The following is a 12,281-nucleotide window of genomic DNA, read 5'->3' on the forward strand; positions in this document are numbered from 1 at the left end:
TTAATATTAAGGAGTTGTTAATATGTCTTTTGATTTTTTAAGAGATAAAAATAAAAAAATACACTTTATAGGTATAGGTGGAATAAGCATGAGCGGTCTTGCAGAAATACTTATAAAGAATGGATATAAGGTCTCTGGCTCAGATATGAAATGCTCTAATATTACTGAAAAGTTGAAAAAAGATGGAGCAGAAGTGTATATAGAACATAATGAAAATAATATAAAAGATGTAGATTTAGTAGTTTATACTGCTGCTATATCTCCTGAAAACCCTGAGCTTCTGAAAGCAAAGCAGGATAAAATTCAAATAATGGATAGGGCAGAATTTTTAGGTTACCTTATGAAAGGCCATAAATATGGTATAGCTGTTTCAGGTACCCATGGAAAAACTACGACTACATCAATGGTTTCTCATATTATATTAGAGGAAAATTTAGACCCTACTATATTAGTAGGAGGAGAACTTGACGTAATAGGTGGAAATGTGCTTGCAGGAAGTAGTGACTATTTCATAACAGAAGCTTGTGAATATAAAGGTTCATTTTTAAAATTCTTTCCTTATATAGGGATAATATTAAATATTGATGAAGATCATTTAGATTACTATAAAGATTTAAATCACATAAAAGATACCTTTAAAAAATTTGTAAATATAATTCCTAATGATGGTTATGCAATAATTAATGCTGATGATGCTGATTGTTTGGATGTTATTGAAAATGCTAAGTGTAATATACTTACCTTTGGTATACACAATGGACAATATAGAGCTAAAAATATTAGCTATAATGATTTAGGCTGTGGAAGCTTTGATTTTTATAAAGATGATAAAATGCTGTTTAAAATTAGTTTAAATGTACCTGGTAAGCATAATGTTTTAAATGCATTATCTGTTATATGTACTGGATTAGCACTTAATATTTCTGAAAAATCTATAGTAGAAGGATTATTTAACTTTAAAGGCACTCATAGAAGATTTGAATTTAAGGGTAAAAAAAATAACATAACTGTTATTGATGATTATGCACATCATCCAACAGAAATAAAAGCAACATTAGAAGCATCTAAAAATTATCCTCATAATAAATTATTCGCTATATTTCAGCCTCATACCTACACTAGAACAATTGCACTATTTAATGACTTTGTAGAATGCTTTGATGGTGTTAATGAATTGCTACTGGCAGATATATACGCTGCTCGTGAAAAAGATACTGGAGTAGTTAGCTCATTAAAGTTAGGAGATGCCCTTAGAGATAAAGGTGTCAATACTAAAAACTTTAATAACTTTGATGAAATAGTTAGTTATTTAGAAAATAATACGCATGATGGAGATCTTATTTTAACTATTGGTGCAGGAGATGTATATAAAATAGGAGAAATGTTTCTTGAATAACTTAGGAGGAATTTGAACATGGGAATATCAGTTTATATAGTAAATGCTTTTACTAAAGATAATAAAGGTGGTAATGGTGCAGGTGTAGTTGTAGATGCTTCTATGCTTAACACCTTAGAAATGCAAATTATTGCAAAAGAAGTAGGGCTATCTGAAACAGCTTTTATAATTCCTACTGCTAATAAGAAAAAACATAATAGCTCTAAGAATGTAGAAGATTATGATTATGAAGTTCGATTCTTTACACCAACTCAGGAAGTTGAGCTTTGTGGTCACGCTACTATCGCCAGTTTCTATACCTTAGCAAAGCTAGGAATGATAACCTGCGATGAAGGAAAAAATCAAAAAATTATAAGACAAAAAACTAAAGCAGGCATATTAGATGTAGAGCTTAATTTTAGTGATGATAACATATCTAACGTTCTAATGACTCAAGCAGAGCCTAAATTTTTATTTGAAATAGATGATAATAAAGAACTTTGTGATATTCTAGGTATTTCAAGCGAAGATATTTTTATAGAATCTTTTAAGACAAAACCTCAAGCAGTATCTACTGGACTTGCAGATATAATGCTTCCTGTTAAAAATCTTAGTGTATTAAAATCAATCAATCCTAATTTTAAGAAATTAGCAGACTATAGTAACTCTTTAGGTGTGATTGGAGTTCATGCTTTTACTTTAGAAACAGAAAATAATACTTCTACTGTTTCTACAAGAAACTTTGGTCCTGCAGCAGGAATTGATGAAGAAAGTGCAACAGGCACTTCTAATGGAGCGTTAGGAGCTTATCTTATAAAAAATGAAATTATAAAAGTTAATGAAGATGAAAGCACAACTATTTATTGTGAACAAGGATACTATATGGATAATCCTAGCGAGATAATAGTTAAAGTAGAAAAAAGTTGTGAAAGAATTATTATTAAAGTAGGTGGAAAAGCCTCTATAGTAAATAAAACTGAAATAGAACTAGGTGTATTTTAAAGGGCTTTTGCCCTTTTATTTATATGAAAAATTTAGTTTATTTATAGCTTGTATAAATATTTTAATTAATTCTTGATGTTATAAGATATCTAAAACAAAATACACCATAATATTCATTAATTATTTTTTAAGATATTTAAATTCATATCAACATAAAATTCCATAGATTTAATTTCTATAATTAAGTTACTATAATCAACCTCAAAATTACAAATTGTTGAATGTATTCCTCTATCCTTTAGTAAATGTATAGTGGCAATATTATTATTGTCCTTACATGCCCTTATAAGTATCCCCTGTACCCCTGTAAATTGCATTCTTGACCTTATGTGGTAACTGTCCATATTAAGATTTAAAGTTCTATCATCTATTGAAATAAGCAAATCTATATCATTTTCATCTTCTCTAAAAATTTTTATTTCAAAATCACTATTTATATTTAAATTATAATTAGCGAAGCATTTCATAAACATCACCTCTTATTATTATTTTTAGTTATACTTTAGTATAATTTTTAATAAATAAAGTAATGCATAAATGCACGAGAAAGAGTTTAACCTTAACTTACATCTATGCCTAATATTTATTTAAATATCTTCTTTATATATTTAATCTTGTCATTATATGGTGGATACCTTAAAGGTACATCAATTGAAAATCCTTTTTTAACCACTGACTTATGATGAGTAAAAGTATCAAAGCTAGCTCTTCCATGATATTTTCCCATTCCACTATCTCCTACTCCTCCAAAAGGAAGATATAGTGATGCTACATGCATTATAGTTTCATTTATACAAACTCCACCGGATGAAGTATAAGTTAATACCTTTTCGATACTATTTTCATTTTTTGAAAAGAAATATAGTGCCAATGGCTTAGGACGACTATTAACCATATCTATTGCTTCATCTAAATTATTAAATTCCAATATGGGCATTATAGGTCCAAAAATTTCATCCTTCATAATGCTATCATCAAAAGTAATATCACTTAATATTGTAGGAGATATATATAATTCTTCCCTCTCAAATCTTCCACCAATTTCAATGTTTCCCTCATCTAAATATCCTATTAATCTATCAAATTGTCCAGTATCTATAATCCTTGGATAATCATTTGACTCTTTAGGATTTTCTCCATAAAATTTCTTAACATAGTATATCATGGAGTCGATCAATGCATTCTTTACATCTTTATGAACATATACATAATCTGGTGCTACACAGGTTTGACCTGCATTTAAAAATTTTCCCCAAACTATTCTTCTAGCTGTTACTTTTATATCTGCATCATAATCCACTATACAAGGACTTTTCCCACCTAACTCCAAAGTTGTAGGGGTTAAGTTTTTTGCTGCTGCCTCCATTACTATACGTCCCACAGGTACACTTCCAGTAAAAAAAATATAATCAAATTTTTGATTTAAAAGTTCTGTATTTTCCTCTCTACCACCATTTACTACTGCTATATATTCTTCTTTAAAGTTCTGCTCTATTAGTTTTGTCAATATTTTAGATACATGAACACTTTTATTAGATGGTTTTAATATTACTGTATTTCCTCCCGCTATAGCCCCTATCATAGGAGCTATAGATAATTGAAAAGGATAATTCCATGGAGAGATAACAAGTGTTACTCCATATGGCTCAGGATAAGAAAAACAACTTGCAGGAAAATGAGTTATTTGCGATTTAACTTTTGTAGGCTGTGACCATTTTTTTAAATTTTTTATTGTGTAATTAATTTCTTCTAATACTATACCCAACTCTGTTGCATATCCTTCAAAATTTGCCTTATTTAAATCCTTATTTAGTGCTTCTAATATTTTTTCTTCATTTTTAGTTATTATATCTTTTAAAAGTGCCAATTGTTTAAATCTAAAGTCTATACTTAAAGTTTCTCCGGTATAGAAATATTTCCTTTGAATATCTACAAGGTCTTTTATATCTCTCATAAGTTTCACCTCGAAATCTTTTATATCTATTCATATTATTAACTAAATAATACCACTTATTACATGTTTTCTATAGTGTTTATATACATTTAATATAATAAAATTATGACTAAAAGTTTAAATTAATATTTATCATATAGAATTATAAAAATATAAATATTAAGATTATATAACCATATTAATTTTATAAATTAATATGCGTATCATTTCATCTAGCAAATACTATCTACTCTTTAATTATAATAATAATATAATTTAAAAAGTTCTATAGGTAAAATTTATACTCTTTATGAAATTTTTATTTAAAAGTTGTTGACAACCATTCAGGTATGTAATATAATAATTTTTGTCGGCGGGGTGTGGCGCAGATGGGAGCGCGCGTGGTTTGGGACCATGAGGTCGCAGGTTCAATCCCTGTCACCCCGACCAAGAGAGTTGCATAGGCAACTCTCTTTTTTTATTCTAAATTTAGTATGTATAGTTTATTAGATTATATTAAAAACAAAAGGTTATGAAGAGTAGACATTCCTTCTACTTTTCACAACCTTTTTATTTTTATGTTAAGTTAATTGCTTTGCATTAAATTCTTTTTTTAGTTCATCTAATTTTTTGTTATCTATAGCTCTTTTTTCTCTTATTTCATCTTGTATTTGTTTAGTTTCAGTTATTCCATTTACAATAGTATGCCATGTTTTTTCAAGGGTTTCTACATCAACAAAGCTACCACTTGCTAATCTTGCAGTTACCTTAGATTGATTTGCTAAATTTTCTGCATTTCTCATAAGTAGTTCATTTGTTTTTTCATCTAGCGCTGTTAGTGCTTTAGCTTGTACATCTTGCCTTTTTAACATTATTGATTGAATAAGACATTGCTTAAATATTGGTAATGTTATTATGAAGGCTGAGTTTATTTTTCTAATAAGGTTATAGTTATTGTACTGTAACATTTTTATAGAAGGCATTGTTTGCAATGCAATATTCTCTGCAAGTTTTAAATCATGAACTCTTTGCTCCATCATCTCTCTAACTTGCATTATGTTACTCAATTCCATCTTCTCTACATTTCCACCTATTTCAGCTTTTCTTTCTAACTCTGGTATTATATTAGTGCTAAGTTCTTCAACTGCAAATTCCCCGGCATGTATATACTGTTCTAATTTTTCATAATGCTTAAGATTTTCTTCAAACATCTCATTAAGGCTTATGTTTAAACCATTTATTTCGTTTTCATATTCTTTTAAAGATATGTATACCTTCTCTACTTCATCGCCCATAGTATGATATTTTTTAAATAATTGCTCTATAGAGTTTTTGGTTTTATTAAATACTTTTTCAAAAAATCCAACTTTCTTTTCTTCAAAATCTTTTATATCAAACTTCTCCATTATTTTATTTAAATTATTTAATAATGCTCCAGTGTCTTCTATCTTAGCCATTTCCATATTGTTAAGTATTCTATCAGAAAATTTAGATATACTTTCTACTGTTTCATTTCCAAATTTCACTACCGTTTGCATATTATCTGTATCTATTTGGGCAAGTATATTGTTTATCTCTGGTGAATTTTCAACTCTTTTTGCTATCTCTTCTTTCTGCTTTTGTAAATTAAATTCTTTAACTTCAATTATCTCAGTATTCTCTGACGCTGCACTTCCATTTAGTTTCATATTTATCTTCCCTCCCTATATGTTTTCCATTTTTTAAAATCGAAATAACTTACTAATAAAGGAATCCCTCTTTTTCTCCAGATTAGGCATAGATAAATTAAGCCTAACAGAAGGCAAGTTATGACTTTTAAAAATATTTTCTTTTAATAATATTTCTATATTTTTATAATTAGTAGGTGTGAATACTGCTATATCCATCCCTATAATATTTAAATATGCTAAAGTTATAATATCTTCTTCACTTAAAAAATTCTTAGTATTATCATATATTATCACCTTAGGAATATATGATGTATAGTCAAAAGTTTCTATTAATTTTAAAATATTATCACCAATGTTAAGAACAGTCATTATTATATTTAATTTGAATTCCTTCTCCATCTCTCTATTAAAAGGATTCAATAATATTAATTCATTTATTTTAGACAAAATTAGATTTTGTAATTTATCACTTAAATATTTGAATCTATATAAATCACTATTTTGCACTTTATAAAAATCTAATAATCCATCTCTATCTAAGAAATAAATAATTGAGTATTTATCTTGTCGTGAATATCTCATTTCCGTAAAAGGAACAGTATTTATTGTTAAAGTATTACTATTGGAAGACAATTCTTTAAAATCTCTCCAATACTCATCTAAATCTTCATGAGTCCCATTTATTTTAGCAAATATATTAGGTATATAGACTATATTATCTTCTACTTTAAAATGAGGTCTTATCTTACTAGTTTCTTTCCACAATATCTTCATTTCATCATAGGTAGTCTTTAATAAAACTGATTTTGTCAAACTTTCATTTAATTGCCTTGGCTTATAGTAACCAACATCCGTTCCTAATAATTCTTCAAGTTCCTTAGAAGCCTTATATGCTACTGTCTCTTTTACTATAGCCCTTTCTATTATTGGAAAATTTTCAATTGGAGCAAAGCTACCTAACTTAGTTAAAAAAGTATATTTTCCTTGCTTATCCAAAACACTATAAAGTAAATCATCTTCTTCTCTAGGACTAATATAAACAATATCGCAGCCTACAAGAGATGCATATATTAAAAAATATATTTCATGAGCTTTTATTTCTCCATAATATATAATTTTTCCATTACGCTCTTCATTAAAATTATTATGTAAAATAACAGAGTATCTATTAATCCAACATATAAGCTTCATTACAAAGTTTTGAAGTTTAGATATATTTAAGTTTTCTTCTACATTAAGATATAAATATAACATCTCTATAAAGCTAGTTTTTATCACTAAATTAACTTCTTCTTTATTGCTCCTAGGTAAAATATTAAGAGATATTATTTCTGCAATGACTTTATTCTTATCTTTTATATCTAGTAAATTTATTTTTTCCTTAATCTTTCCAATATATTTAGTTGCTTCTTCATTAGATGGTACTGCAATTTTATTTTCAAACTTTAAATAATTGTATTTTTCTTCTTTTAATTTTTTATCCAATTTATATAGATTATTATAATACATGTCACTATTTTCATTTTCTATGCCAATATATCTTTCAAAATATATTGGATAAACTTGATTTTGTAAGTAACCTTCTCTTACTTTTAAAGTGGTAAAAATATCTTTAAATATATCTTTACTTTTCACTAATAATATCTTTGATGATTTCCCTTCATCATATAAATCACTACTTACATCAGTTCCATGTTCTAATATAACTTCTTTTACTTCAACTCTGTTTTTATTGTTGATAGTTAATATAAATTCATTATGATAATCTATCGCGGAAAATATATTATCGTTATCACTATTAATATATAAAACGTCATATCCAATTAAAGAAAGTAATATTAAAAAATATGCTTCATGTTTTTTAATATTTCCATAATACAACACCTTAGGATTATGCTCTTTTATATCATAGCAAAAGCTCTTAGGTATATATTCATAAAGCCAAAAAATAATTTTACTTATAAAACTAACTATCAAGCTTGAATTAACTTTGCCTTCATTTTTCATATATAAGTTAATTAATTTTATTAAAGCCTCTTTTAGATTTTTATTTATAAAATTATTAATTTTAAGCATACCTTCCTGGTGCAGAACTTCTACGATATTATCTACCAAAAAGCCATTTAAGGAAGCATTATTTATACAATCTTTTATTTTATTTGTTCTCTCTAAATTATATGGGATATTAATTTTATCCACAAAATGTATATATATATTTCCTAATTTTGAAAGATTACTGTTCAATTTAATAATTTCACTATAATATTCACTCTCATTATTTAAACCAATATATCTATATCCATATATATATTCATTATTATCACTATCAGAAATTTTTCTTTCTTTTCTTGTTAATAGCATATCTCTAAAAATATCATTTGATTTTTTTAGTAAAAAGCCTTTATCTCCCATATACATTACCTCTCTTAGCTTAACATCCTTAGATAATTTATGTAACTTTATTATAGTTTAAAAAAATCTTTAGTTCAATTAAAGAAAAGAATAAGTAATCTATAAAACACTTTAATGATTAAGTTTATTAATATTTAGTTTTAATTTTAAATATAATTCGAAATTATATTTAAATATTTTTATATTTTACTGTTTTTCTCAATTGAATAAAGTTTATATATAATCTCTCCTTCCTTATATAATCGTATAAATATCTTCCTTATGTGGAAAAATATTTACTAAATACTATTTATTTTAGGAAGTGAATTATTTGAAAGCAGAATATAGTAATTTATTTAAAGAACTCATAGAATCATATTCAAAAGGTAACTTTGAAGAAAAAGTTACTGAATTATTAAATAATAATGATACTGAAAAAGAACATATTTCAGCAATAATTTCTAGTCTCTGTGGCGTAGAAATTCCTTTTAGCGATAATTATATAGATGATATTAAAAAGGCAATACTTAAATACACCCCTGATCATAAAGTTGTAGATAAAGTAAGAAAATGTAGTATGGATTGTGCAGATAAAGATGGAAAAACTTACTGCCAAAGATCATGTCCTTTTGATGCTATTTTAGTAGATGAAAAATCCAAAACTACTTATATAGACAATAAAAAATGTACTGATTGTGGATTTTGTGTTGAAGGTTGTCCTACAGGAAGTATATTAGATAGAGTGGAATTTTTACCTTTAGCAAACCTTTTAAACAGTAATAGCATAGTAATTGCGGCAGTTGCACCTGCTATTACAAATCAATTTAATAATGCTAATATAAATCAGCTGAGAACTTCTTTTATGAAAATAGGCTTTACAGATATGGTAGAAGTAGCATTTTTTGCTGATATGCTGACACTGAAAGAAGCAGTAGAGTTCGATGCAAAGGTTAAAACTAAAGATGATTTTATGATAACTTCCTGCTGTTGTCCTATGTGGGTTGCTATGCTTAAAAGAGTATATGAAGATTTAGTAAAACATGTTTCTCCTTCTATATCACCTATGATTGCTGCTGGCAGGATTATAAAAGCTTTAAATCCTAATGTGAAGGTAGTTTTTATAGGTCCTTGTGTTGCTAAAAAGGCAGAGGCTAAGGAAAAAGATTTATTAGGAGATATAGACTTTGTATTAACTTTCTCTGAAATGCAAGAAATATTTAATGTCTTTGGTATTAAACCTGAAAAACTCCCTGAAACACCTTCAATTGAATATACTTCTCGTGGTGGAAGATTATACGCTAGAACTGGTGGAGTATCTATAGCTATAACCGAATGTATAGAAAGATTATTCCCCCAAAGATTTAAAAGTTTAATAGCAGTTCAAGCTAATGGAATTAAAGAATGTAAAGAATTATTAAACAAGGCTATGAATGGAGAAATTGCAGGAAACTTTATAGAAGGTATGGGATGTATAGGTGGGTGTGTTGGAGGACCTAAGGTCATACTTGATAGAGAGCTGGGTAAAATTAAAGTTAATGAATTTGCAAATAGCTCAGAAATTAAAGTATCTGTAGATAGTGAAACAATGAATATCATCTTAGAAAAAATTAATATAAATAGCTTAAATGATTTCCTAAATCATGATAAAACCAATATATTTCATAGGGATTTTTATTAAATTATATATTTAATGACTTAATTTAAACTTTATATTTATAAAATTACCTTTTAGTTATGATGAAACTTTGATATACTACCCTAAGAGGTGATGATATGCTTAAAGATATAAAAGCTGCAATATTTGACATGGATGGAACAATAGTTGATTCTATGTGGGTTTGGGAAAATATCGACATTGACTACCTAAATAGCAATAATTTATCTTTACCACCAACTTTGAAGTCAGATATAGCCCATCTTAGCTATGATGAAGTAGCTGTTTACTTTAAAAAAGCCTTTAATCTTCCATATACCATAGAGGAAATAAAAGATCACTGGAATGAGTTGGCTTATAAAGAATATTGCACGAATGTTAAATTAAAGCCCGGTGTTAAAAGATTTTTAGAATTACTAAAATCTATGAATATAAAAATAGCTTTAGCAACAAGTAATAACAGATTATTATTAGAAGCTTGCTTAAAGTCAAATGACATTTATAATTATTTTGATGTTATTACTACTACTGATGAAGTAACACGAGGAAAAGATTGTCCTGATGTCTATCTATTAACAGCAAAAAGACTAGGAATAGATCCTAAAAATTGTATAGTCTTTGAAGATATACTTCCTGCAGTAAAAGGGGCTAAATTAGCCAACATGAAAGTAGTTGGCGTTTATGATGACCATGCAGTTCATCAACATGAAGAAATGATAAAAATTGCTGATAAATTTATAAAAGAATATGATGAATTACTTAAAGAGATAAATTAAAAAGTCGTAATAAAAAGTTACGGCTTTTTAATTTACTATAAGTTTTTTAAAGCTATGAAAAAGGTTTATCCTCTAGATATTTCGCATTTATCTATGAATTTTAAGCCTTATTAAAACAAATTTTAATAAGGTATAATTTATAAAATTAAATTATTAGTCAAGTTTTTATATCTTCTGAATAAACTTATAACAATAGTATTTATTTTACTTAGGGGGATATATGAAGACTTTTTTTATGTACACTTTTTTTTTAATAGCTTGTATAGCTTGTGGATATGCTTTTTTTCTTTCTTTAAAATATAATAAACAATATACTCAGCTTAGAGTACTGTCAAGACGCAATAGTGAATTGTTATCTAAACTTAAGACGTTTAATACTCCGTTAGAAAATTTAATTATATCCTATTTGCCAGTATATTCTTATCATGGAGAAATAAAAAATAGCACTTTATTATATATTGCTCCACTTCTTAATTCAGCTATAGTGAGAAATCTTTCTCAAGGAGTTAAAGTTCAAATTATAGATTGTTGTGAAGTTTATAATATAATCTGGTATGAGGTTAAAGTAATTATTCAATCGCAAAATAAAAACATAAAAGGCTTTGTTAGAAAAAGCGATGTTAAAGAATTGGAAACTGTAGAAACTGGTTTATACACATATAGAAATATTGAATAATTGTTATTAATTTATACAATGTTTTAACCAATTTATAATGTTAATAAAGTATCTCCCATCCTTTACAGATGGGAGATTTATTATGGTCTTATATTAAAATTTTAATAGATTTAATTTTCTTATAAGATTCTTGCTATAGTCAATCTAGCACTTATTCCATTAGCACCTGCAACTGTTACTGAAAGAGTTTTGCTAACTCCAGATGTGTTTATTAATCTTATTACATCAAATTCTCCAAGACTTAATACTACACTACCACTCAATTGATCATTTGATTGATTAGTTGCCATAGCTTGTGCATTACTATTATTACGTGTAATAGCAAATTGAGCACTTCCTGTGTTATCATTTCCTAAAGCTACATGCCAAGTTATATAATAAACACCTGGAATTATAATAGTAGCAGAAGTTGCGTCAGTAACTATTCCTGTACTACTGATTAAATTAAAGCTAACTGGTGCATTATTAACAACTGTTTGAGTTGCATTGCTTGATAAAATTGCTATTGCTGTTGGACCTGGTGCTCCGGTTGGACCGGTTGGACCACTTGGGCCGGTTGGACCTGTTGGACCTGTTGGACCTGTTGGACCGCTTGGGCCTGTTGGACCTGTTGGACCTGTTGGACCGGTTGGGCCTGTTGGACCGGTTGGACCTGTTGGGCCTGTTGGACCTGTTGGGCCGGTTGGACCTGTTGGACCTGTTGGACCGGTTGGGCCTGTTGGACCGGTTGGACCTGTTGGGCCTGTTGGACCTGTTGGACCTGTTGGGCCGGTTGGGCCGGTTGGACCGCTTGGACCTGTCGGG

11 protein-coding genes and 1 tRNA gene are annotated in these 12,281 nt (G+C 28.0%); 7 read left to right on the top strand and 5 right to left on the bottom strand.

Features of this window, described 5'->3' with window-relative positions; genetic code table 11:
- Positions 1 to 22: 22 nt before the first annotated feature.
- Both murC and ACY1IQ_RS20555 read left to right on the top strand, forming a co-directional pair.
- The gene (gene murC, locus ACY1IQ_RS20550; protein ID WP_461615743.1) at positions 23 to 1,396 is read left to right on the top strand and encodes a UDP-N-acetylmuramate--L-alanine ligase; all 1,374 of its coding nucleotides are present in this window, start codon (positions 23 to 25) and stop codon (positions 1,394 to 1,396) included.
- Between the two features lie 18 nt (positions 1,397 to 1,414).
- A complete protein-coding gene (locus ACY1IQ_RS20555) occupies positions 1,415 to 2,377 on the top strand; it encodes a PhzF family phenazine biosynthesis protein (RefSeq protein WP_461615744.1) in 963 nt (320 codons plus the stop codon).
- Positions 2,378 to 2,493: 116 nt separating this feature from the next.
- Here ACY1IQ_RS20555 and ACY1IQ_RS20560 read toward each other — a convergent pair whose 3' ends face one another.
- Both ACY1IQ_RS20560 and ACY1IQ_RS20565 read right to left on the bottom strand, forming a co-directional pair.
- Positions 2,494 to 2,844, bottom strand: coding sequence for a hypothetical protein (locus ACY1IQ_RS20560; protein WP_461615745.1), 351 nt, complete (start codon positions 2,842 to 2,844; stop codon positions 2,494 to 2,496).
- A 116-nt stretch (positions 2,845 to 2,960) separates the two neighbouring features.
- Positions 2,961 to 4,331: an aldehyde dehydrogenase gene (locus ACY1IQ_RS20565; protein ID WP_461615746.1), complete on the bottom strand. Its 1,371-nt coding sequence runs from the start codon at positions 4,329 to 4,331 to the stop codon at positions 2,961 to 2,963.
- 353 nt (positions 4,332 to 4,684) lie between these two features.
- On the opposite strand from ACY1IQ_RS20565, the gene ACY1IQ_RS20570 reads away from it, so the two are divergent.
- Positions 4,685 to 4,760 (top strand) — tRNA-Pro (locus ACY1IQ_RS20570).
- Between the two features lie 131 nt (positions 4,761 to 4,891).
- On the opposite strand, the gene ACY1IQ_RS20575 is transcribed toward ACY1IQ_RS20570, so the two are convergent.
- Positions 4,892 to 5,998, bottom strand: coding sequence for a toxic anion resistance protein (locus ACY1IQ_RS20575; RefSeq protein WP_461615747.1), 1,107 nt, complete (start codon positions 5,996 to 5,998; stop codon positions 4,892 to 4,894).
- Between the two features lie 33 nt (positions 5,999 to 6,031).
- Positions 6,032 to 8,392, bottom strand: coding sequence for a YceG family protein (locus ACY1IQ_RS20580; protein ID WP_461615748.1), 2,361 nt, complete (start codon positions 8,390 to 8,392; stop codon positions 6,032 to 6,034).
- Between the two features lie 310 nt (positions 8,393 to 8,702).
- On the opposite strand from ACY1IQ_RS20580, the gene ACY1IQ_RS20585 reads away from it, so the two are divergent.
- The 3 genes from ACY1IQ_RS20585 to ACY1IQ_RS20595 all read left to right on the top strand — a co-directional run bounded on the left by ACY1IQ_RS20585 (position 8,703) and on the right by ACY1IQ_RS20595 (position 11,477).
- On the top strand, positions 8,703 to 10,049 hold the full coding sequence (locus ACY1IQ_RS20585; protein ID WP_461615749.1) for a [Fe-Fe] hydrogenase large subunit C-terminal domain-containing protein: 1,347 nt from the start codon (positions 8,703 to 8,705) through the stop codon (positions 10,047 to 10,049).
- A gap of 95 nt (positions 10,050 to 10,144) precedes the next feature.
- Positions 10,145 to 10,801, top strand: coding sequence for an HAD family hydrolase (locus ACY1IQ_RS20590; RefSeq protein ID WP_461615750.1), 657 nt, complete (start codon positions 10,145 to 10,147; stop codon positions 10,799 to 10,801).
- 220 nt (positions 10,802 to 11,021) lie between these two features.
- Positions 11,022 to 11,477 carry a hypothetical protein gene (locus ACY1IQ_RS20595; RefSeq protein WP_461615751.1) on the top strand — a complete coding sequence of 152 codons (456 nt, stop codon included), beginning with the start codon at positions 11,022 to 11,024 and terminating at the stop codon, positions 11,475 to 11,477.
- Positions 11,478 to 11,596: 119 nt separating this feature from the next.
- Here the strand turns inward: ACY1IQ_RS20595 and ACY1IQ_RS20600 are convergent, their stop codons facing one another.
- Positions 11,597 to 11,767 carry a hypothetical protein gene (locus ACY1IQ_RS20600; protein ID WP_461615752.1) on the bottom strand — a complete coding sequence of 57 codons (171 nt, stop codon included), beginning with the start codon at positions 11,765 to 11,767 and terminating at the stop codon, positions 11,597 to 11,599.
- 200 nt (positions 11,768 to 11,967) lie between these two features.
- On the opposite strand from ACY1IQ_RS20600, the gene ACY1IQ_RS20605 reads away from it, so the two are divergent.
- Positions 11,968 to 12,281: hypothetical protein (locus tag ACY1IQ_RS20605; RefSeq protein WP_461615753.1), on the top strand; the 314-nt coding region annotated here is incomplete at its 3' end.

Source organism: Clostridium sp. Marseille-QA1073, assembly GCF_054863625.1.

Coding starts and splice junctions, on each gene's coding strand:
- murC (WP_461615743.1), top strand. CDS start 23: ATGTCTTTTGATTTTTTAAGAGATAAAAATAAAAAAATACACTTTATA.
- ACY1IQ_RS20555 (WP_461615744.1), top strand. CDS start 1,415: ATGGGAATATCAGTTTATATAGTAAATGCTTTTACTAAAGATAATAAA.
- ACY1IQ_RS20560 (WP_461615745.1), bottom strand. CDS start 2,844: ATGAAATGCTTCGCTAATTATAATTTAAATATAAATAGTGATTTTGAA.
- ACY1IQ_RS20565 (WP_461615746.1), bottom strand. CDS start 4,331: ATGAGAGATATAAAAGACCTTGTAGATATTCAAAGGAAATATTTCTAT.
- ACY1IQ_RS20575 (WP_461615747.1), bottom strand. CDS start 5,998: ATGAAACTAAATGGAAGTGCAGCGTCAGAGAATACTGAGATAATTGAA.
- ACY1IQ_RS20580 (WP_461615748.1), bottom strand. CDS start 8,392: ATGGGAGATAAAGGCTTTTTACTAAAAAAATCAAATGATATTTTTAGA.
- ACY1IQ_RS20590 (WP_461615750.1), top strand. CDS start 10,145: ATGCTTAAAGATATAAAAGCTGCAATATTTGACATGGATGGAACAATA.
- ACY1IQ_RS20595 (WP_461615751.1), top strand. CDS start 11,022: ATGAAGACTTTTTTTATGTACACTTTTTTTTTAATAGCTTGTATAGCT.
- ACY1IQ_RS20600 (WP_461615752.1), bottom strand. CDS start 11,767: ATGGCAACTAATCAATCAAATGATCAATTGAGTGGTAGTGTAGTATTA.